Annotated in this window: 29 protein-coding genes; 14 read left to right on the top strand and 15 right to left on the bottom strand. The window is 32.6% G+C overall.

Annotation, left to right across the window (positions count from 1 at the left end; all coding sequences use genetic code 11):
• Positions 1-4 precede the first annotated feature (4 nt).
• Both ACW9W3_RS06810 and ACW9W3_RS06805 read right to left on the bottom strand, forming a co-directional pair.
• Positions 5-397 carry a response regulator gene (locus ACW9W3_RS06810; RefSeq protein ID WP_457765401.1) on the bottom strand — a complete coding sequence of 131 codons (393 nt, stop codon included), beginning with the start codon at positions 395-397 and terminating at the stop codon, positions 5-7.
• Positions 398-433: 36 nt separating this feature from the next.
• Complete coding sequence (locus tag ACW9W3_RS06805) at positions 434-793, bottom strand: Hpt domain-containing protein (RefSeq protein ID WP_457765400.1); 360 nt, start codon at positions 791-793, stop codon at positions 434-436.
• Positions 794-848: 55 nt separating this feature from the next.
• Between ACW9W3_RS06805 and ACW9W3_RS06800 the strand changes: the two genes are divergently transcribed.
• From ACW9W3_RS06800 to ACW9W3_RS06780, 5 genes are all read left to right on the top strand, one after another.
• Entirely contained in the window at positions 849-2732 is a 1884-nt protein-coding gene (locus ACW9W3_RS06800) for a sensor histidine kinase (protein ID WP_457765399.1), read from the top strand.
• A 68-nt stretch (positions 2733-2800) separates the two neighbouring features.
• Positions 2801-2935, top strand: a complete 135-nt coding sequence (locus ACW9W3_RS06795; protein ID WP_457765398.1) for a hypothetical protein — start codon at positions 2801-2803, stop codon at positions 2933-2935.
• Positions 2936-2974: 39 nt separating this feature from the next.
• Positions 2975-4393, top strand: coding sequence for a TldD/PmbA family protein (locus ACW9W3_RS06790; protein ID WP_457765397.1), 1419 nt, complete (start codon positions 2975-2977; stop codon positions 4391-4393).
• A gap of 1 nt (position 4394) precedes the next feature.
• The gene (locus ACW9W3_RS06785) at positions 4395-4988 is read left to right on the top strand and encodes a uracil-DNA glycosylase (RefSeq protein WP_457765396.1); all 594 of its coding nucleotides are present in this window, start codon (positions 4395-4397) and stop codon (positions 4986-4988) included.
• Positions 4978-5538, top strand: a complete 561-nt coding sequence (locus tag ACW9W3_RS06780) for a DNA-3-methyladenine glycosylase (RefSeq protein ID WP_457765395.1) — start codon at positions 4978-4980, stop codon at positions 5536-5538. The genes ACW9W3_RS06785 and ACW9W3_RS06780 overlap by 11 nt, the downstream gene beginning before the upstream one ends.
• Here the strand turns inward: ACW9W3_RS06780 and ACW9W3_RS06775 are convergent.
• The gene (locus ACW9W3_RS06775) at positions 5535-6167 is read right to left on the bottom strand and encodes a DedA family protein (RefSeq protein ID WP_457765394.1); all 633 of its coding nucleotides are present in this window, start codon (positions 6165-6167) and stop codon (positions 5535-5537) included. The two genes, ACW9W3_RS06780 and ACW9W3_RS06775, sit on opposite strands and share 4 nt — an antisense overlap.
• A 91-nt stretch (positions 6168-6258) precedes the next feature.
• On the opposite strand from ACW9W3_RS06775, the gene ACW9W3_RS06770 reads away from it, so the two are divergent.
• The gene (locus ACW9W3_RS06770; protein WP_457765393.1) at positions 6259-6639 is read left to right on the top strand and encodes a hypothetical protein; all 381 of its coding nucleotides are present in this window, start codon (positions 6259-6261) and stop codon (positions 6637-6639) included.
• 142 nt (positions 6640-6781) lie between these two features.
• Positions 6782-7066 (top strand): hypothetical protein, encoded by a 285-nt coding sequence (locus ACW9W3_RS06765; protein ID WP_457765392.1) that lies wholly within the window; start codon positions 6782-6784, stop codon positions 7064-7066.
• A 5-nt stretch (positions 7067-7071) separates the two neighbouring features.
• Here the strand turns inward: ACW9W3_RS06765 and ACW9W3_RS06760 are convergent, their stop codons facing one another.
• Positions 7072-8007, bottom strand: coding sequence for an ABC transporter ATP-binding protein (locus ACW9W3_RS06760; RefSeq protein WP_457765391.1), 936 nt, complete (start codon positions 8005-8007; stop codon positions 7072-7074).
• Between the two features lie 83 nt (positions 8008-8090).
• On the opposite strand from ACW9W3_RS06760, the gene ACW9W3_RS06755 reads away from it, so the two are divergent.
• Genes ACW9W3_RS06755 through ACW9W3_RS06745 form a run of 3 tightly spaced genes read left to right on the top strand, consistent with a single transcriptional unit; the run spans position 8091 to position 10177 of the window.
• Positions 8091-8603, top strand: a complete 513-nt coding sequence (locus ACW9W3_RS06755) for a transcription elongation factor NusA (RefSeq protein ID WP_457765390.1) — start codon at positions 8091-8093, stop codon at positions 8601-8603.
• A 2-nt stretch (positions 8604-8605) separates the two neighbouring features.
• On the top strand, positions 8606-9892 hold the full coding sequence (gene aspS, locus ACW9W3_RS06750) for an aspartate--tRNA(Asn) ligase (RefSeq protein WP_457765389.1): 1287 nt from the start codon (positions 8606-8608) through the stop codon (positions 9890-9892).
• 39 nt (positions 9893-9931) lie between these two features.
• Positions 9932-10177 (top strand): hypothetical protein, encoded by a 246-nt coding sequence (locus ACW9W3_RS06745; protein ID WP_457765388.1) that lies wholly within the window; start codon positions 9932-9934, stop codon positions 10175-10177.
• Between the two features lies 1 nt (position 10178).
• On the opposite strand, the gene ACW9W3_RS06740 is transcribed toward ACW9W3_RS06745, so the two are convergent.
• The gene (locus ACW9W3_RS06740; RefSeq protein WP_457765387.1) at positions 10179-10310 is read right to left on the bottom strand and encodes a hypothetical protein; all 132 of its coding nucleotides are present in this window, start codon (positions 10308-10310) and stop codon (positions 10179-10181) included.
• 163 nt (positions 10311-10473) lie between these two features.
• On the opposite strand from ACW9W3_RS06740, the gene ACW9W3_RS06735 reads away from it, so the two are divergent.
• The gene (locus ACW9W3_RS06735; protein WP_457765386.1) at positions 10474-10749 is read left to right on the top strand and encodes a hypothetical protein; all 276 of its coding nucleotides are present in this window, start codon (positions 10474-10476) and stop codon (positions 10747-10749) included.
• Positions 10750-10782: 33 nt separating this feature from the next.
• Here the strand turns inward: ACW9W3_RS06735 and ACW9W3_RS06730 are convergent, their stop codons facing one another.
• The 5 genes from ACW9W3_RS06730 to ilvB all read right to left on the bottom strand — a co-directional run bounded on the left by ACW9W3_RS06730 (position 10783) and on the right by ilvB (position 16393).
• On the bottom strand, positions 10783-11502 hold the full coding sequence (locus tag ACW9W3_RS06730; RefSeq protein ID WP_457765385.1) for a hypothetical protein: 720 nt from the start codon (positions 11500-11502) through the stop codon (positions 10783-10785).
• A 138-nt stretch (positions 11503-11640) separates the two neighbouring features.
• Positions 11641-12660, bottom strand: a complete 1020-nt coding sequence (locus tag ACW9W3_RS06725) for an isocitrate/isopropylmalate dehydrogenase family protein (RefSeq protein ID WP_457765384.1) — start codon at positions 12658-12660, stop codon at positions 11641-11643.
• Positions 12661-12692: 32 nt separating this feature from the next.
• The gene (locus tag ACW9W3_RS06720; protein WP_457765383.1) at positions 12693-14207 is read right to left on the bottom strand and encodes a 2-isopropylmalate synthase; all 1515 of its coding nucleotides are present in this window, start codon (positions 14205-14207) and stop codon (positions 12693-12695) included.
• Positions 14204-14686 (bottom strand): acetolactate synthase small subunit, encoded by a 483-nt coding sequence (gene ilvN, locus ACW9W3_RS06715; RefSeq protein WP_457765382.1) that lies wholly within the window; start codon positions 14684-14686, stop codon positions 14204-14206. The genes ACW9W3_RS06720 and ilvN overlap by 4 nt, the downstream gene beginning before the upstream one ends.
• Before the next feature lie 9 nt (positions 14687-14695).
• Positions 14696-16393 (bottom strand): biosynthetic-type acetolactate synthase large subunit, encoded by a 1698-nt coding sequence (ilvB, locus tag ACW9W3_RS06710; RefSeq protein ID WP_457765381.1) that lies wholly within the window; start codon positions 16391-16393, stop codon positions 14696-14698.
• A 224-nt stretch (positions 16394-16617) separates the two neighbouring features.
• Here ilvB and ACW9W3_RS06705 point away from each other — a divergent pair, with 224 nt between their 5' ends.
• Positions 16618-17019 (top strand): nuclear transport factor 2 family protein, encoded by a 402-nt coding sequence (locus ACW9W3_RS06705; protein WP_457765380.1) that lies wholly within the window; start codon positions 16618-16620, stop codon positions 17017-17019.
• Positions 17020-17022: 3 nt separating this feature from the next.
• Here the strand turns inward: ACW9W3_RS06705 and lsrF are convergent, their stop codons facing one another.
• From lsrF to ACW9W3_RS06690, 3 genes are read right to left on the bottom strand one after another with little or no spacing between them, the layout of a single operon-like run.
• Entirely contained in the window at positions 17023-17976 is a 954-nt protein-coding gene (gene lsrF, locus ACW9W3_RS06700) for a 3-hydroxy-5-phosphonooxypentane-2,4-dione thiolase (protein WP_457765379.1), read from the bottom strand.
• A 46-nt stretch (positions 17977-18022) separates the two neighbouring features.
• On the bottom strand, positions 18023-19051 hold the full coding sequence (locus ACW9W3_RS06695) for a zinc-dependent dehydrogenase (RefSeq protein WP_457765378.1): 1029 nt from the start codon (positions 19049-19051) through the stop codon (positions 18023-18025).
• Positions 19052-19090: 39 nt separating this feature from the next.
• Positions 19091-19384 carry a V-type ATP synthase subunit F gene (locus tag ACW9W3_RS06690; RefSeq protein WP_457765377.1) on the bottom strand — a complete coding sequence of 98 codons (294 nt, stop codon included), beginning with the start codon at positions 19382-19384 and terminating at the stop codon, positions 19091-19093.
• 89 nt (positions 19385-19473) lie between these two features.
• Here ACW9W3_RS06690 and ACW9W3_RS06685 point away from each other — a divergent pair, with 89 nt between their 5' ends.
• Complete coding sequence (locus tag ACW9W3_RS06685; protein WP_457765376.1) at positions 19474-19773, top strand: hypothetical protein; 300 nt, start codon at positions 19474-19476, stop codon at positions 19771-19773.
• Here ACW9W3_RS06685 and ACW9W3_RS06680 read toward each other — a convergent pair whose 3' ends face one another.
• The gene (locus ACW9W3_RS06680; protein ID WP_457765375.1) at positions 19774-20025 is read right to left on the bottom strand and encodes a hypothetical protein; all 252 of its coding nucleotides are present in this window, start codon (positions 20023-20025) and stop codon (positions 19774-19776) included.
• A 48-nt stretch (positions 20026-20073) separates the two neighbouring features.
• Positions 20074-20376 carry a hypothetical protein gene (locus ACW9W3_RS06675; protein ID WP_457765374.1) on the bottom strand — a complete coding sequence of 101 codons (303 nt, stop codon included), beginning with the start codon at positions 20374-20376 and terminating at the stop codon, positions 20074-20076.
• Between the two features lie 34 nt (positions 20377-20410).
• On the opposite strand from ACW9W3_RS06675, the gene ACW9W3_RS06670 reads away from it, so the two are divergent.
• On the top strand, positions 20411-21157 hold the full coding sequence (locus ACW9W3_RS06670) for a metallophosphoesterase (protein ID WP_457765373.1): 747 nt from the start codon (positions 20411-20413) through the stop codon (positions 21155-21157).
• Positions 21158-21169 lie beyond the last annotated feature (12 nt).

Here is a 21169-nt window from a genome sequence, read left to right as displayed (position 1 = left end):
TTTTCTAATTTATGCTTCCAGTTTTATTCCCTAAATTACTTTCTAAAATTCCCTTAATGTTATCTAAAACAGAATTAAAATCAAATGGCTTTGAAACATAAGATATAGCACCTTCATCCAAACAATTCTGAATTACTTTTTGATCATCACTGGCAGTGATCAAAACAATTTTTGCATTTTGATCATATGCAATGATTTCTTTAGTTACAGTAAGACCGTCTTTTTGGGGCATAGCCAAGTCAAGTAAAATTAAATCAGGATTTAGTTTTTTGTAAAATTCAACAGCTTCTGCACCATCAGTTGCCTCTCCAATTACATCATGCTCCCCAATGGATAAAATGTCTTGTAAAACCAAACGGATTGCATCAGAATCATCAGCAATTAAGATTTTTGCCATATAGTGTTGTTATTAACTGGCTATAAAAAATATTCATCACTTTAACATAGATGAGAAATTGGTGATTTTTTCAGAAATAGCACTCATGTTATAATCAGACTTGCTCATGGAATTTTCCATGTGGGGTAGAGTTTCGTTAAGAATATCAAAAATTCCTTCAACTTTTTTGCCATCATTGATTTGCTTCAATATTACATCAAGAGTCGAGCATATTGCGCCTAATTCTTCTTGGCCCATCATCGGTGCCAACCCCTTGATTTTATGTGTATGACTTTGTAGATCTTTAGAGTTTTGATAAACATCATCATTACTGATACAAGATTTTAAGATTGAAGAGATTGCTTGTATTTCCTCATTGATTTCTGCAGTAGCGATTTTGATGAATTCATCAGACATAATGTAAAATAATGCATCTGGATGTTTTTATACTCTTTGTAAGAAAAAATAATTTGTGAAGATAGTAAGCAAAGCATATCTTTTGGTAATAATTTTAATTGGAGCAGCTGTATTCAATTTATTTCTATTGTATCAAGATGATAAATCTGGAATATCACAATCATATTCTATTATTAGCATAGGAGATATCAAAGTAAAAGCTGAATCAATTTCATCACTTGCAACATCAGTTGCAAATGGAAATGTAGATGATAAGGATGAATTAGAAAAAGAAATAGATGAAGTGCAATCCATGTTGATAAAAATCAAAGACGGAGGAAGTGTCAAAGGAAAGGATATAGCAAAAATTCCAGAAGCATTGTATTTAGAGTACAACAAAGTTTCATCATCGTGGGAAAATTTCAAGTCAAATTCTTTTGATGTAGAAAATACATCAGTTTTTGATCCTGAAGCTACAAATGCAATGAATTATGTTTTACAAAAAAATCAGGATCTCGTATTACTTACCGCAGATCTAGAAAGAGAGTTAGAAAATTTGGATAGAAACTTCAACACACATAAAGAAATAGCCAAAGATTTGGCAGAATGTGCAAAAGTGATAGGCCAACAAAGTTTGTTAATTTCAATAGGAGAAGGGGAGAATTCTCAAGAGCAACTTAAAGAAAAAAACTTGAAATTTGAAATTGGAATCAGAAAATTATTACAAATTTCAACTGAGGATTTGGATGTGGAAAGCGTAGGGCAGACTCATGAAGAAATAGAACCAATTCCAAGAGAAAATTCAGAATCATTAAGAAAAATAGATCCTCTTTGGGAAGCAATCCAACTGCGAATAAACATACTTCAAGAGAGAGCACTTTTATCTCCAGAATTTAATCTAGCTAAAAATAAAATGAATGAACAGAAAATTATTTTGTTTGAAGACATTGATCAGTTAATTAATTCTTGGAATACTGAGATCACAAAAGAAGGTTCAGAAGGACAAATCATTATTCAGATTTTATTGATTGTAGATATTGCAGTATTCATTTTAGTTCTAATGGTTATTAGAAAATCACTATTACCACTAGAAATAATCAGTAGAGCATTATCTAGAGTCAAAGAAGGCGTCTATGGTGAAAAAATAGAGTATAGAGGCACAGATGAGGTAGGACAGTTAGTAGATAATTTCAACATAATGTCAGACACAATTAAAGAAAAAGAAGAGCAAGCAAAGAAAACAGATATTGCAAAAGATGAATTTTTAGCAATGATTACTCATGAATTAAAAACACCATTAGTTCCAATTCAAGGCTATTCAGATATTTTACTTGGAGAACACTTGGGGAAATTAACTGACAAGCAAAAAGAGAGAATAGGAATTATTAAATCAAGTTCAGAAACACTGTTAGGAATTATTTCAGATTTACTTGATGCACAAAAATTAGATTTAGGTCAGTTAAGAATGAAAAAAGAAATCAAGAACATCAAAGATACAATCAACAAATCAATCACATCATTATTACCAGAAGCACAAAAAAGTAATATCGAATTAACTTCTAATTTAGTGGATTTAGAAATAGAACATGATCCAGATAGAATTTCACAGGTTGTTACTAATTTAATTAAGAATAGTTTGACTGCAGTAGAACCGAAAATAGGAAAAATACAAGTAATGATGGAAGACCTTCCAAGAGAAATAAAGATCACCATTAAAGACAACGGAGTGGGAATTCCAAAAAATCATCAAAAAGAGCTTTTCAAAAAATTCTACCAAGTAGATGCAACACTCACAAGAGAAAGAGGCGGAAGTGGATTAGGATTAGCCATTTGTAAGGGAATTATAGATAACCATTTAGGAAAGATTTCAGTCCAAAGCGAAATAAACAAAGGGGCCGAATTTTCATTTACACTTCCTAAATCAAATAATCAAAAAAAATCAGCAGTAAATAATACTTAAAGAAAACAAACTTTTAGAGTTAAAATTTCTCACTCTCTTTAAAAAATGCATTTTTAGTAAAACAAATCATGCATCAAGAACAAAATGATGAATTTTATAAAAATTGTACAGAGTATTTTGAATTTTTACGTAAAAAGGGGGCAGTAGACTATGAGTTTGAAGACGAATATTATTTTACCATGCCTGCAATTTCAAACCACTGAGTAGTACAAGATTTACGAGGCCTTTAAAATCAATTATTTATGAATGAATTACTGCAGGATCTAGCGGATAAAGGAATCAAGTATGCAGTGGATTCTGGGGTACAATATTGCGATATTAGGGCAGAAGAACAAAAAAAGAAATCAATACACATAGAAAATAAAGAGATTGAGAATATCAGAACGTTTAGTGATTCAGGGTTAGGAATAAGATTAATCAAAGATGGAGTATGGAGTTTTTGTTCAATTACTGATCCAAAATCATTTGACGAAATCAAAGAAAAAATCAATGTCAGCCTAAAAAACTCATCACACCATACAAAAAATAAAAAGATAATAGAACAATACTCCAATACAACAAAAAACACCAAAATTGATTTTCCAGTTTTGAAAAAACCCTCTATTGACGAATTAATTTCAGTGGGACTAGAATGTAGTAAGATAATTTTAGACACACCACGAATCATCAAATCAATAATCAACCCATGGTATACAATTAACTCAAAATATTTTGTAAATAGTGAAGGCAGTAAAATTGAACAAAATTTCACAGACACGATAACTGAGATGATTGCAGTAGCACATGAAGCAGGAATTACACAGGCAATAAACATTACAGAAGGAGGAAGAGGAGGATTAGAGCAAATTACAAGTAAAGACAAAATTCAACTAAAATCAAAAGAGATTGCTCAAAAAGCATCAGAGTTAGTTTTTGCAAAATCTGCCAAAGAAGAAACTACAACAGTGGTAATGAATCCAGATTTTGTGTCTTTACTCACACATGAAATACTAGGTCATCCCTCAGAAGCAGATAGAGTGTTAGGAAAAGAAATGGCTTGGGCCGGAGGCGCATGGTGGAAAGGAAAGATAGGAGAAAAAATAGGGTCAGAAAATCTAAATGTTTTTGATGATCCTACGATTAAAGAAAGTCTAGGATGGTATCATTTTGATGATGAGGGAGTGGAAACTAAAAAAACCAATCTGGTTGAAGAGGGAATTTTAGTCAACCATATGCAAAATAGAGAGACTGCTAAAATTTTCAACACAGTTCCTACTGGAAATATGAGATCTACAAATTATAGATTCATGCCGTTGATTCGCATGGCATGTACATGTATTGGGAATGGAGACAGAAATCCAGATGAAATAATCAAAGAAGTGAAAAACGGATATCTAATTTCAGATATGAAAATTCCATCAATAGATATGAATCGATACAATTGGAGTATTTCATGCCAGTATGCCCAAAAAATTGAAAGTGGTGAAATTACAGATTTACTAAGAGATGTCATTGTGATGGGTACAGCACCAGAATTTTTTGAGTCAATTGACGCATGTGGGAATGATTTTACAGTTAGACCAATAACTAATTGTGGGAAAGGAGACCCAATGCAATCAATGATCATGGGGAATGGTGGACCAACAGTTCGTGGAAATGCTACAATAAAGAGTGTAAACTAAAATGAAGCAAAAATTAGACATCATAAAAGAAAATGTCATAAATTGTACAAAGTGTGAACTTTGTAAAACTAGAACCAATTCAGTTCCAGGAAAAGGGAATTTTAAATCAGATGTGATTTTTGTAGGAGAAGCACCAGGACGAAATGAGGATAAAAATGGAGAGCCATTTGTAGGAGTTGCAGGAAAAAAATTATCTATTGCACTTGATGAAGCAGGAATTTCAAGAGATTCAATATACATCACAAATGTTGTAAAGTGTAGACCTCCAAAAAATAGAGTCCCAAGTACTGATGAAAGAAATACTTGTCAAGAGTATTTAAAACAAGAAATTTCAATCATCAAACCAAAAATAATTTGTATTTTAGGAAATACAGCATTTAATTCAATTTTAGGAGGTTCTGAAATAACAAAATTCAGAGGAAAAATAGTAAGAAAAGATAATCAGTTGTATTTTCTTACCATTCATCCTGCAGCAACAATCTATAATCAACAGCTAATTGATGTTTTAAAAAAAGATATTTCAAAATTGTTTGAAAACATAAGAGAGTTAAAAAACGGAAAAAAAGTTACAATAGACATAGAATATGCTTCCTAGAGATTTTTATAATAAAGATACAGTAACAGTTGCAAGAAATATTTTAGGAAAAAGACTAGTTCGAAAAATTAAAGGATCAATCATTACTGGAATAATTACTGAAACAGAAGCATACAGACATTCAGATGATCCTGCAAGTCATGCATTTAGTAATATGACAGAGAGAAACAAAGCAATGTTTGGTGAAGTAGGGCATGCATATGTGTATTTTACATATGGAATGCATTATTGCTTTAATGTAGTTGCAAGAGACCCAAAGATTAAAGCCGGTGCAATTTTAATTCGTGCAATCGAGCCTGAAAAAGGAATAGAAAAAATACAAAAGAATAGAAATATTGAAAACTTGAAGAATTTGACAAATGGACCGGCAAAATTAACACAAGCACTAAACATTACAAAAGAACATTATGGTGTAGATTTAACTAAATATTCAAAACTATACATTGAAGATGGAATAAAAATAGAAAAAATACATGAATCACCAAGAGTTGGAATAAAAAAAGCAACTGAAAAATTATGGAACTTTAAAATAAATATTAAAAAAAATTAATCTTTATTATTTTCATCCAGTGTCCATGGAGCAAATTTTCCCAGAATCCTTGCCCAATCTAATCTTAAAAGTAAAACTACTACTGCAGTCATCATTACTCCAAAAATTATTATCCCAATGTAAATTGGAGTGGCATCATCAATGTTTTCAATAAAAGGTTCTACCAAAGATAAACCAAGATAATGGGAAATAAAAACAATAGAGTAGCTAAGAACAATTTTACCAGTTAGAGTTGCAATAAAGAATCGTTTTGGATTATATTTTGCCAACCCTAATGGAACATACACAAGATCATCAGGAATAGGAGTGGCTGCAGCAAAAAATGCAGCAGCGGCACCATATTTTTTAACTAATCTTTCAAAGGGACGCATTCTTTTTCGAGTCTTTTCATTGATAATTTTTCGTCCACCATAACTAACATAGAAGATTATTTGTTTTGCGACAGTTGCAGTAACAGCTGAAAGTAATGCTAATACATGTAGATCAAAGTGATCACCTACTGCCATAGTAGCTAATAGTAAAAACCCAGGTAGAGGAACAAATGGAATAAGTGAACCAAAGAAATTGACAAGAGATAAACTCAGATAACCTACTTCGGGAGCAAATGGAAATAGGTCAACAAAATCCACAAATCAAACTGTTTTTGGGCTTTATTTAATTAGATCTAGAAGACTAGTTCACAACAATCATTAAAATAACATCTTTTCAAAGTTTAGTAAAATGTTAAAAAAAGACTGCGAGTCAATAAGTGATGTTATTGCCACAATTAGCCCATACATTAGATTTGTAGGCGTAATTGGGGAGAGTGGCGAATTATTGGCTTACAAAAGAAGACCAGATTTGATTCCCCTATTAGATGAAAAGAACACAAAATATCAATTCTCACATATTGCCATGAAAACAGATCTTGAAGGATTTTTTGACAAGAACTTGGGGGAAATTGAATTTTCATGGGAAGAAAGAAAGAAAGTGCAGACAATTTCATTTGCAATTAAAAAAAATAGAGTCTGGATATCAATTGATAAAAAAGTAATTAGATCCGAAGTTTTACGAATAATTGATTCATGTCTACCAATTGTTAAAAAATATACAGATGAATGAAATATTTTGAAATGTCCATATTGTGATATTGATTTAGACTCACTAAGTATGACAGATGGATTAAAGCATGTCTTAGAACATAAAAAAGAAAATCAGAAATAAAATTTAAAAATAATACTAAAATATAAAAAATTGCACAAACATGGATGAGATTGAAAAAATAATTGACGAAATTAGTTTTAGAAAATCAAAATCCAAAAATTATGACAATATGAAAGCTATAGAGATAAGCAAAGAGTTACAAAATATTTTAAAATTTGAGCAAGAATCATTAAAAAAAATTGAAGCTTTTGAAAAAATACAAAAAGACAAAGACTTGATAAGTTATCTCAAAATGATTTCAAAAAATACAACCCAAAGAGAAATTTCAGAGATCCAGGGAATTTATTTAAAAAAAATTGATGCCGAATATCTAAATTCAAAATAAAATTTTCATTCTTCTTCATAAAGCCAACATCGGACATATCCAGTTTTAGTTTTAAGTTTGGGCGGAAGTTCTTTACATTTTTCAATTGCCAATGGACATCGCTTTAAAAATCTGCATTCAGTTGGAGCATCAAGTAAACTTGGAGGGGTTCCCTTGATGTATTTTGGAACAGTTCCATGTAATCTTGGGATTGATTCGAGTAATCCTTTAGTGTAAGGATGCTTTGGGTTTTTGTAGATTTCTTCTGAAGTACCAAATTCAACAATTTGTCCACCATACATTATTCCAATCTTGTCTGCAATTTCAGATAATACTGCTAAATCATGAGTGATTAGCAAAAAAGACATTCCATTTTTTTTGAGAGTTTTGAGCAAATTGATGATTTGAGCCTGAATTAATACATCAAGTGCGGTTGTAGGCTCATCTGCAATGACAAATTTGGGTTTAAGTAATAATGCCATTGCAATGACAACACGTTGTTTCATTCCTCCACTTAATTCATGAGGGTATTTTTTCAAAACATTTTCATCTAAACTGACTGAATTCATTGCATCTAAAATTAATTGGTTAGAATTTCCATCAAAATTATGTTGATTTAAAATTTCAAGAAATTGCTCTTTTATTGTAAAAACAGGATCTAGTGCATTCATTGCTCCCTGAAAGATCATGGAGATTTTTTTCCACCTATATTTTGTATTAAAATCAGATTCGCTCAAATCCAAAATAGATTCACCTTCAAAGAGAATTTTACCTTGAGCAGTTCCTCCAGAAAGCATTCTAATTATTGACAATCCCAGTGTACTTTTCCCACATGCACTTTCACCTGCTATTCCTATTGATTCACCGTTCTCTAAATGAATATCAACATCATCAACTGCATAAACGGGGCCTGATGATGAAGTATATTTTACAGATAGTCCATTAATGTCTAAAAAAACCATACCTCTATTTGATCCAAACTAGAATTTTTGTTTTGCACTAAGGGATATAAACAACATTATTGAAATGAAAAAAGTCGATTCAAATGATACTTCCAATTTGTGGTTTTGATGCAAAAAACGCTGTTCTCTGCCCAAAATGTGAGAGTAAAGTGGAATCAGGTGAACTTACAAAAGCAGATGTTGATGCATCCATTATTCTTGCAAAAACTGCAAAAACAAACAAGATGATTGAGAACTTTACGCTTTATTCTTGTAAAGAATTTGACGGAAATTTTGTTTTATCATTGGCAAAAAATGACATCATGATAATTAGACAGAGCAGAACACTATACAGGTTACTTCAAGAGCAATTCAAAGGAAAAATATGGTTAGTAGAAGCAGATGAGAATGATAAGAGATTCATAGAAGATTTGTTTTTTCCTACCAAAATATTATCAATTAATGCAGTTTGGGCACCAGGTGGAGTTCAAAAGACAAAAGCTGTGGTATCAGGCAAATGGACGCCAAAATTTCCAATTGATACTGAAAAAGTTGTACAAATTGTAAGAAATGCCCGAAACCTTGACATTGAGATAGAATTTGAGGATAAAAGATAGGCATGGTTTTTGTTAAAACACACGATATTGATGAATTAGCTGAGAAATTAATCGGAACACAAGTAGTTCTTGGTGGATGGGTAGAAGATTTTAGAAAACTAGGCAAAATGTCATTTATTACTTTACGGGATGTAACAGGAATATCTCAAGTAATTGTAAAAGGAGAGTTAAATGATAATTTGGGAGAGATCAATCGTCAAAGCGTTGTTTCTGTAAAAGGTATTGTTCAAGAAACTAAAGCTCGAGATTTTGCATTTGAAATTAAAGCAGACGAAATCGAAGTTTTAGGTAAAGCGATTCATCCATTACCAGTAGACCCTATTGGAAGAGTGGAAAGTAATATCGATACAAGATTAAATCATCGTGCACTAGATATGAGAAATCAAAAAACAGCTTCAATTTTCAAGCTTCGTCATCATGTTTTGCAAATACTTAGAAAAACACTTGTTGGAAAAAAATTCATAGAAATCACAACTCCAAAAATTATTGGTAGTGCAAGTGAAGGTGGGGCTAATTTATTTTCGTTAGATTATTTTGGAAAGACTGCATATTTGGCTCAAAGTCCACAATTATACAAAGAGCAGATGACTATTGGATTGGAACGAGTATTTGAAATTTCAAATTTTTATCGTGCAGAAAACTCCCACACAGGAAGACATCTCTCCGAATTTACCAGCATAGACATTGAAGCTGCATTCATGGATTATAATGACGTCATGGATGTATTAGAATCTCTTGTGATGGAAGTATACAAGTATACATCAGAGAATTGTAAAAAAGAACAAGAGTCAATTGGCCATACAATTGAAATTCCAAAATCACCATTTGAAAGAGTCACATATTCTCAATGTGTAGAAGAATTACAAAAAGCAGGAGAAAAAATAGAGTTCGGAGATGATCTACTTGATTCACACCTTAGAATAATTGGAAACAATCATCCAGGATTTTTCTTCTTGACTGACTGGCCAATGAAATTAAAACCATTTTACATTAGAGAAAAGGATGAAGATGAAACTTTATCACGCTCATTTGACTTGCAATTTGGATATCTTGAATTATCATCAGGCGGAACAAGATTACACAATCCCGAGATGTTAAAGGCCAGACTCAAAGAGCAAGAGTTAGATCCTACTCAATTTCAAGACCATCTAAAAACATTTGATTGGGGAATGCCACCACATTCTGGATGGGGAATGGGATTAGATAGATTGATGACCACATTAATTGGAATTGATAATGTACGTGAAGTCGTTTTGTATCCAAGAGATCCAGATAGATTAAGCCCATGATTTATTCAGATTTTTATTGTATTGAAATAACAATAATTCATGATTGAATCTAAAGATGCAAAAAAAGTTGTAGAGGTAATTGGAAATAATTTGATAGGAGTCTCACATGATTCAAACAATTTTGTAAAGCTTCCAGATTCTTTTTGGGGATATTTTGCAAGAGGGCATGACACAAAAGGAACATTCGGTGTAATTGTGACATATTCTGAAGAAGGTAAAGATGTGGATGAATTGATATCAATGTATGAGAAATGGGCTGAGAAGAATAAACCTAAGACAGAATAAACTATTTGGTTTCTTTTAGAAGTTTTCTGTATCCTTGGCATTCTTTGCAAATTGGTTTACCTTTGTATTTTGGATTACCGTCAGTGATTTTCAGAGTTCCTTCAACTAATTTACAAATACAACATTTTACCATTTATGATGTACTAAAAATTCTGACTAATAAAAATTGGTAATTTTTGAAAAAAAGATAAATTCAATGGAATGGATCCTATTTAGTGCACAAATGTGATTTTTGTGAATCTGTATTTGGGGATAGGATCTGTTATTTTTGTGATAAAACTTGTTGTACATCATGTATGGTAGATGATAGAACACGTTGTAAGGACTGCTACATTCAGAAGCGTCATCTTGGCTGGAAAAAATTAATTAAAAAAAATAAAATCGTTTTAGTTTTTATTGGAATTTTGTGGTTATATGCAGTGTTTCCAGGGCCATTCATACCCGGATTAGATCCTACATTTTATACAATTTCACTTGTTGCAGCATTACTAATCATGATTCCAATAGGATTTGCATTGTTTTTCTGGTCTTTGAATCCACCAAAATCAGATGTTAAAAAAAGAAAAGATTAGAAATGATCAGAGATATGAATCATTAGAAACTCCTTAGAATTCTTTTATCATTTTAAGTAATACTTTGCTTTGATGAATTGCATTTTCAGGATAACAATTTAGCATCCAGCCATTCTCAATCCTGTCAAATTGCATATTCTTACAGTCTACATCATATTCAAAAACACTATTATCATATTTCCAATCAAATCCATTTCGTATTTCGGATTCAGGGAAGTTATGTCCTTTCAATAGAGTGATAGAATTATTTTGGTAATCTACTTTTACCTCAGCATATAGAGCGTTAGGATAAAGGTAAATGACTTTTGGATGTTTAGTAATTGCATCGAATTCTTTTTTTGAAACATACTCATTATGTAATAAAATTATTTTATCATATTTTTCAAGTATACTTGGATTTTTATCTACATCAATGTCAGAAATAATTGGATATCCCAATAAACTAAACACTTGATAACCATTTCCACTTGAAGTGAAATCTAGAGAAAAGACACCATCAATTGAAACAGTTAGACATTGCTCATCACATTCGCCTCTAAAAAAACTGTAAAATCCAGGCTCATTATATGCAGATGTAGTGAAAATAGGATAAACAACTACAGTATTTTCTTGAGAATCATGATTGAGTTCTAAATAAAGATCATTATTTCCAGGATTCAATTCGAATTTAGGATCATACCAAATTTTCTTTCCATCCTTAATTTCAAAATTATCCTCATATCCATAAATATCAAAAATGGATTTAATATCCAATTTCGTTTTTTCAATTTTATTTTGAGTTGAAAGAGTTACAGACGTTTGAGATTCCAGTAAAAATTGAGACCCAGCAAACATCACTATTGATATTAATGAGATTATTAAAAAAAGAAATTTTTTATTCATATCAAAAAATTATTTTTGGAGATTATCCGTAATATGTTTAGTAAATTCAGTAGTTGGCATTTCACCACCAATGTCTTTAGTCTTAATACCAGATTTTACCAAATCAAAAATTGTGGATTCTAATTTTTCTCCAATTTCAATACATTTTGAATCGTTGTGTTTGTTACCAAGCCAATCTAACATCATCTTAATTGATAATAAAAATGATGAAGGGTTTGCAATGTTCTTCCCTGCAATATCAAATGCAGCTCCATGAACAGGTTCAAACAATGCAAAGTCATCGCCGATGTTTGCAGCTGGTGCCATTCCTAATCCCCCTACTACCTGAGATGACTCATCAGATAAAATATCCCCAAATAAATTAGTCGTAACTATAACATCAAATTTCTCTGGTTGACGAATTAAATTCATAGCGCATGCATCTACATACATTTCTTCAAATGAAATTTCAGGATAATCTTTAGATATTTCTGTGCATGCTTTTGCAAACAACCCATCAGTTATTCGCATGACATTTGATTTATGAACGCATGTTACTTTTTTCATAGAATTTCGTTGTGTTGCAGTTTCAAATGCATATTTTGCAATTCGTTTTGATGCATCCTCTGAAATTATTCTCAAAGCAACAGCAGAATTTCCTAAACTGAATTCTTTTCCAGTATAAAGATCTTCAGTGTTTTCTCGAACTATCACCATATCAATATCATCACGAAGTGCAGGCATGTGTGGGTATGATTTTGCAGGTCGAATATTTGCATAAAGATCAAGCATTCGTCTTAATACTACAATCACATCAGCTGCACTCTCACCAACAGGTGCTTTGAGACATGCATCTGATTGTTTAATGGCATTAATTGTCTCATCAGGTAATGCTTTACCAGTTTCAGAAAGTGCCTTGTCCCCAGCAGATAATTTAGTAATTTCAAATTTTAAATCAAATTTATCATTAATTGTATTTAATACTGAAATTGCAGATTCTGATAATTCAGGACCTATTCCATCACCTGTGATTAATGAGATTTTATACATAATTCTTCATTAAAAGAAGGGAATTTTAGGATTTAGTTGACTTGTTTTTCTTGAAGCATCTTTTTGAGCATGATTCTATTGATAGCATCAATTACTGCTTTAACAGAAGTAGTAACAATATCTTCACCGACAGATTTTGCAGATACTTTATTCCCGAGAGCATCTTCAACTTTTACTGTTACTTCACATAATGCAGAAGAACCACCAGAAATAGAAGCTAATCCATAATCTTTAATTCTAATCTCGGAAATCTTTCCAGTAATCTTTTGAATAGCATTTAGAGCAGCATCTACTGGACCCACACCATAATCAGTTCCAATATGATCCTGACCATTGATATTTAATTTTACAAATGCATAAGGCATTGTTCCAATGCCAGTGGATACTGAAAATCCACTTAATTGAACAATTCTTTTGAGTTCTTGTTCTCCTAAGACATCACTTGCAATAGAAAGTAATTCTACATCAGTAATCTGTTTTCCTTGGTCACCTAATACTTTGACTTTATCTAAGATTTGTTTGGATTGTTCTTCAGTTGGTTTAACCCCATATTCTGCAAGCATAGCATTCATTCCATGAACTCCAGCATGTTTTCCAACTTGGAGCCATCTTTTTCGTCCAACTAATTCAGGACTAATAGGCTCATATGTTAGAGGATTACTCAAAACACCATGTGTGTGAATGCCGGATTCATGGCCAAATGCATTTGCACCAACAATTGCCTTGTTTGGTTGTACTATAATACCAACAGTCTTTGAGATAAATCTTGATGTTTCGTAAATTAATTCAGATTTGATATTAGTTTCATATTTTTGATCATGTTGCAAACATTTCAATGCCATAGAAAGTTCCTCTAAAGAAGCATTTCCAGCTCGTTCACCAATTCCATTAATAGTTACATGTGCACATGATGCACCGGCATGAATTCCAGATAACGAGTTTGCAACAGCTAATCCAAAATCATTATGACAGTGAACGCTTACTGGAAGTTTTGTGGCCTCTACTGTGTCTCTAGTAATTTCTGCCATGTATTCAGGTGTAGAATATCCTACAGTATCAGGGATATTAACTCTATCAGCTCCTGCTTTTGCCACATCACTAAATACTTTTTTTAAAAATTCTCTTTCTGTTCTTGAAGCATCCTCAGCTGAAAACTCTACTTGAAGACCACGTGATTTTCCATATTCTACAGCCTCAATTGCTTTTTCAAGTGCTTGATCTCTTGTCATTTTGAGTTTGTGTTCTAAGTGAATGTCGGATGTTGCAATGAAGGTATGAATGTAATTTAATCCAGCATCAACTGCAGCATCAATATCTTTTTTTATTGTTCTTGTCAATCCTGCAATCTCACACGATAATCCTTCACTAGTAATCATCTTAACTGCTTTTAATTCACCATCGGAAATAACTGGAAAACCAGCTTCGATTGCATCAACACCTAATTCATCAAGTTTTTTTGCAATTGCTAATTTTTGATCTGGGGATAATGATACACCAATGGTTTGTTCTCCATCTCTTAAAGTAGTATCAAATATTCTAACGTTCAAGCGCCACTCCTTTGCAATGCAGCAACTCCAGTTCGAGCTACATCAATAATGCCAAAGGGTTTTGCTAATTCCTCAAATGCTTGTATTTGATCAGGAGTCGCAGTTAACTCAACCATTATTGATTCCTTTTTAACATCATGAACTTTACCCCCATATGCATTTGCAAGTTTATTAATTTCCATACTATCATTAGCATTACTTAGTTTAATCTTAAAAAGACTAAGTTCTCGATATACTGTTTTGTGCTCATCCAAGTGTTCAACTTTAACAGTGTCAATCATTTTGTCAAGTTGCTTAACAATTTGCTCTACTTGTTTTTCATCACCATATGTGGTAATAGTCATCTTAGAGTACTCAGGGTTTTCAGTAACACCTACAGAGATACTATCAATATTGAAATTTCTAGAACGAAAAAGATGAGTCACCTTAAACAAGATTCCAGGTTTGTTTTCAACTAAAATAGAAAGAATTGCCCACATGATAAATCACTAAGAGGGTAAAATCATATCCGAAAGCGAAGTTCCAGGAGCTACAAATGGTAATACATCTTCTTCAGGATCAATTGGAATGTCGATTACTGTTGCAACATCACTGCCAAGTGCGGTTTTGATTGCTTTGTCTAGTTCATCCATTGATTGTGCACGTATTCCTTGAGCACCATATGATTCTGCTAATTTAACATAATCAGGACAATGACCTTGATCAACGCCATTCATTCTTCTATCATAGAAAGTTCTTTGCCATTGGGCAACCATTCCCAATGATGAATTATTTAAGAGAAAAACAATAACAGGAATGTCTTCCAACACTGCAGTTGCAAGAGAATTTTCAGTCATACTAAAACTTCCATCACCTGCAATGTCAACTACAGGAACATCAGGTTTTGCTACTTTAGCTCCAATTGCTGCAGGAAATCCCCAACCCATAGTACCAAGACCAGTAGAACTAAAGAAAGTTCCAGGTTGAATTACATCATAAAATAATGATGCCCACATCTGATGTTGTCCTACTTCAGTAGTAACAATAGATTCTTTTGGTAATAGTTCACGTAATTTACGTAAGATTTTGGCAGCACCCATTTCACCTGGATGAAGTTTCAAATTTTCTTTCCAATATGCTTTAGTCTCTTTAACATGTTTAATCCATGGGGTTTCTTCTGTTTTTTTAATAGATCTCTGTAAAAGTAATTTCACCATAATTCTTAGTGATGCTCGAACATCTCCAACAACTGCAATTTGTGCAGTTTGATTCTTTCCAATTTCTGCTGGATCTACATCCATATGAATAATTTTTAATCTCTTTTCAAATGCCTCAAATGTTCCTACGGATCTATCAGAAAATCTTGTTCCAATAGCCAAAACACAATCAGCTTCTGCCATCATTTTATTTGCTTCTGCATGACCATGCATTCCAATTGGACCTAATGACAATGGATGGTTTTCAGGGAATGCACCTTTTCCTTTGAAAGTGGTAACTACAGGAAGCATAAGGGCTTCTGCTATAGATTGTAATTCAGCAAAAGCAGATGAGATAATTGTTCCACCACCAGCTAAGATTATTGGTTTTTCTGAATGAAGTAACATATCAATTGCTTTTTCAACATTAACAATGTCAGGATCAGCCCAAGGATGATAACCTTGGATTTTAAATTCATCAGGGAATATCATCTCTGCCTCATTTGTTTGAACATCTTTAGGAATGTCAAGTAAAACAGGTCCAGGTCTTCCAGTTTCTGCAATAAAGAACCCTTTTTTCACAGCCTCTGGAACTTCAGCAGCTGTTCTTGGTTGGAATGCATATTTTACAACTGGATTTGCCATTCCAATAATATCACTTTCCTGAAATGCATCTCGGCCAATCATTGCAACCGGTACTTGTCCAGTTACCGCAATCATGGGTGCAGAATCTGCTTGGGCAGTTGCAATTCCAGTCAAAATGTTAGTAGCACCAGGTCCAGATGTTGCAAAGCAGACCCCAGGTTTTCGGCTAACTCTACCAAATCCATCAGCCATATGAGCTGCAGATTGTTCATGTCTTACCAAAATATGTCTAATATCACATCTAGCAAATTCATCATACATTGGAAGATTTGCTCCTCCAGGTAAACCAAATACTTGTTTTACGCCTTCTTTTTCCATAGCCTTCATCAAGGCTTTTGCACCAGTCATACTTTCCATTTTATTCATTAAATCGCTCGCCATAATTTTAACCTAGTAAATTTTGAGTATGCTTTACAGTAGAAAAACAACAAACAATTTTTTGTCAAATGTTCCCGTTAATTTTGTACTCATTGAAATCATAAAATCAATCAATTGATAATTAATAAAGATTCTCTGTAAAATAATCATATTATCATGAGTAATTATACCGAAGACTTAAACTGAGATTTCCAATACCTAGATTGATTGTTTTGTCAGATAATGAAGAAATTATCAAAATAATTGAAACATTATTTCAAGCAGGTATTTCAAAAGATTTGACAGTCTTAAAAGACATTCATCTTAATGATACTAAATTTTCCAGTTTCAGTGATTTACCACCATATGATCTTAAAGACTATAAAACTACAATTGAGCTTGAAGAATTACGATTTGTCAGTATTTCAGATTACTCTTATGAGATTAAAAATCCAAAAATTAGCATCTTTGGAGATACAGCTGTGGTAGCAATGGAATTGATTCAACAAGGAATGTTAGTAGACAACAAAGCATTCACAGGAGAACATATGACGATAAATGGACGTGCAACATTTGTGTTAGTGAAATTACCCACTTGGAAAATTGCACATATCCACCTATCAAAAATAGGATGACAGTTACTCTTTAGCAGTATTAGGATTGTTTGATTTCTTTTGATTTGGGTTAAATGGTTTCTTTGGTGAGTTTGATTTCTTTTGATTTGGGTTAAATGGTTTCTTTGGTGAGTTTGATTTCTTTTGATTTGGGTTAAATGGTTTCTTTGGTGAGTTTGATTTCTTTTTAGGTTCTTCACTTACTAATTTTTTATAGAGGTTGTAAGCTTGTTCAACACTTTGATTTCCATGTACAATTGCCCTTACTGCTTTAATCATAGATACTGGATGCTCTGATTGCCAAATGTTTCTGCCCATATCAACACCAACAGCACCGCCTTTGATTGCATTGTATGTTAGTTGTAATGCATCACGTTCAGAGATTTTTTTCCCACCGGCAACAATGATTGGTACAGGACATGATTGAACTACTTTTTCAAAATTATCACAATAGTAAGTTTTTACAATATGCGCCCCTTGTTCAGCTGCCACTCTACATGCCAAAGAGAGATATCTAGCATCTTTACCAAGTTCTTTTCCCACAGCAGTTACTGCTAAAACTGGAAGTCCGTATTTTTCAGCCTCGCTGACTAATTTTCCCAGATTAACAATCGTTTGATATTCATATTTCGAACCAACGAAAATAGACATTGCAAGGGCACTTGCATTTAATCGGAGTGCTTCTTCAATGGATACTGTGATGTCTTCTTGAGAAAGATCATCACCAATTATACTTGAACCACCAGATACTCTCAAAACCATAGGAGTATCAGTTGTTGCTGAAACACATGCTCTTTGAACGCCTCTTGTAAGCATTAAAGAGTCACAGTGTTTCAAAAGGGGTGCAATTACTTTTGTTGGGTTCTCTAATTTTTCAGTAGGACCAAGAAAATATCCATGATCTACGGCCAACATCAATGCACGATTATTTTGTGGTTTAATTATTCTAGAAATTCTGTTTTTTAATCCCCAATCCATATCTCTTCGAATTTGAAATAATCGAAATACCTTTCTTAAGCCTTTCTTATTTGGTAATGATTATTTTCATTGCATTCTCACCAGAACGTGCATGATCAAATGCCTTTTGAGAATCAGTAATAGAATAAGTATGAGTGATTAGTTGTTTAACATCGATTTTTGAGGATTCAATTAAATCAAGTGCTTCTTTAGTGTCCTTATCTGAAGCAGCATAACTTGTTACAAGGGTTATTTCTTTAGAGTAAATTTTACTCATATCCAAATTTAGTAATGCACCTTTTGATGGAACTCCAAACATCATAACAGACCCCCCTTTTCTAACCAGATCAATTGCGTCTTCTAGTGCTTTGAGACTACTAGTGGATACAATTGCTACATCAACCCCTCTTCCCTCAGTGCCATCCAAAATTTTTTTCTTTCGGTTTTCATCCATAGAATTAATTGAATCAGTGACATTAAATTTTTTTGCAAAATCCAATCTAAAATTATTAACATCAAGACAGAAAATTTTTGAGAATTGATTTACATGTGCTAACATTACATGCATCATTCCAGTAGGACCCACACCAAAAATTGCAACAGAGTCGCCCTCATTAAATTTGAATTTTGTCCATGCCCTAACACAACATGCCAAGGGTTCAATCATTGCAGCTTCTTCAAAACTTAGTGAATCAGAGATTTTCAATATACCGCCATGAGATACATTCCATGCAGGTACAACATATTCTTCAGATAGGCCACATGGAGAAAGATTTGTTTCATAATATTTTTTACACATAGTTTCATTTCCATGATTGCACAAATGACAATCATAGCAGGGAACATGATGATGAGTAAAAACACGATCACCTTTTTTAAAGTCTGTAACACTAGAACCAACATCTAAAATTATTCCAGATGGTTCATGTCCTAAACGCATTGAAGGTTGACCATATTGACCAAAAACTTTTTCTAAATCAGAACCACAAATTCCACATGCATTCATTTGAACCAAAACATCACCATTACCTATTGAGGGTTTATTAGTTTCATCCACAGAAATTATCGATGGTTCTTTAACAGATGCAGTTTTCATTGTAACCCATTAGAGAATTGAATATAAGTAGATAAACAATCATACGCCAAGAATCTTTTTCAGCATTACCCTGTAATCGACTTCAGTTTTTTCACTTCCTGCTGCAGGTAATGCAAAAACGAGAGTGGATTTTTCTGCTCTTAATGCTGTTAATTCATCATTGATGGGTTCAGATATATCATCACTAACTAAAACCAGACCAACATCAGAATCATCAGTTAGTCTCTTAATTTCATTCAAAGCCTTTTGAGGAGTTTCAGAAATAATTCCAGGAACTCCTGCTAACTGGAAACTAGTTACAAACGATTTACTGCCAACAGTAAAGATTTTCACAGTTAAAATTTTTGTCCATTCTAATTTAACCCTTTTTGGCAGTCTATAGATCAAGAAAGGTTGATTTAGTTTAAAAAATCACTAAATTTATGGCAGAAATCGATACTCAAAAGAACGTGTACTTATTCCTACATGGAAGAATGGATCTTAAAGAAAAGGCAATGAATTCACTTACTGCTAAAGGATTCTCAAGTGACAAAGTCATCATGGCATTACCAAACAAAGTTGGTAATATCGGGGATTATATGGCAATGTTATGGATGCCTCCAAACCCAGATCACATAAAAATTCAACAAATCACCAAAGTTGAAGAGGTAGAACCGGAAGGAATGATAGGACTTTGGAAAGGTGTTTCAAAAGACGATATTGATTCTATTCAATTAGAATAATCAACTAAATCCAGCACCAAAATCATTACCTTTTTCTAAAATATCACCAGAATCAGAATTCTTTAGTTTTCTGTAAAGTAATGTCTCATAAACTAATTTCATTGAGGAATCATCATCAAGATTACAATCCTCTTTGATTAGATTTTTGTATTTTTCTAATTTAACTTCATCTTGCTCATCAGGTGACACTCCATCATGAACCATTAAATTTGCAATTTTTTCAATTTCAGTGTTTTGTTGTTCTTCATCCATAATTTTTAATGTTATTTCTAGTTATTAACACATTCGAATAACAGATAATTATAAATCAGAAATTAATGCTTTAAGAAAATCTGTAAATTCATCATCCGAAAAAATAACTTTTTCAATTTTATTTTCTTTTTGAGCCAATTGCGCAGAATCCAGATGATAGCAAGAAGATTTTCCGTTTAATTGACCAAAATAAAACCCAGGACAAGAACAATAACTTCCATTTGGATCTAACCAATGTTCTTCACCTTTTCCAACCACAGTCCAAATTTTTCTTTGACTAGGTTCAAAAATGTGAAGCTTAACCCGTTTTTCAGAAACTAAAACTTCAACTCTGTCAAAGTCTTTACTCATAAAGATTTAATCATATATGTACAGTATAACTTTGATGTTACAATCCAGAATCATCCCATCTAAACCTGCATTGATTTTAGAAGATAAAAAAAAGAATCTCATAGTAACAGATATTCATATAGGATTTGAGAATACTCTAAGCTCAAACGAAATTTTCATAGGAAAAAATTCCTCAATTAATGAAACAATACAAGAATTATCAGAAATTATAGATTCAGAGAATCCGGATTCAGTGATTCTTCTAGGAGACATAAAATCAAGTATCAAAAACATATCAAGAAATGAATGGGATGAAGTTCCTTTATTTTTTGAAGAAATTAGAAAAAAATGCGATGTGGTGTTAATACCAGGTAACCATGATGCAAATATTCAGAAATTAGTTCCAGACAACATATCCATAATTAGTTCTACAGGCATGATTGAAGAAAACGTATTGCTCACTCATGGACATACAATGCCATCAGAAAATTTTTCCCATATTGATAAAATCATCATGGGTCACATACACCCAGTATTTTTTCAAGAGGATTCAATCATGAATGGTCAGAGAGTTTGGGTTTCACTCAAAGTAAAAAAACAAACAATATTCCCTTCAAAGTCCGGAGATTTGGAAATAATTATTGTTCCATCATTTAATAGGTATTTTTATGCCACACAAAAGCGATTTAACAAAAAATCAATATCGCCAATCATAGAAAGATTGGAAATTTTATCTGCAAAGATTGTATCATTAGAGGGAGTAATTCTAGGAGACGAATCAATCATTAACCAAGTTTTGTAGTTTTAGAACAAT

It is taken from the genome of Candidatus Nitrosopumilus sp. bin_68KS, assembly GCF_054095825.1.
Note: the sequence above shows the minus strand (reverse complement) of the source record. Positions and strands in the feature narration are given on the sequence as shown.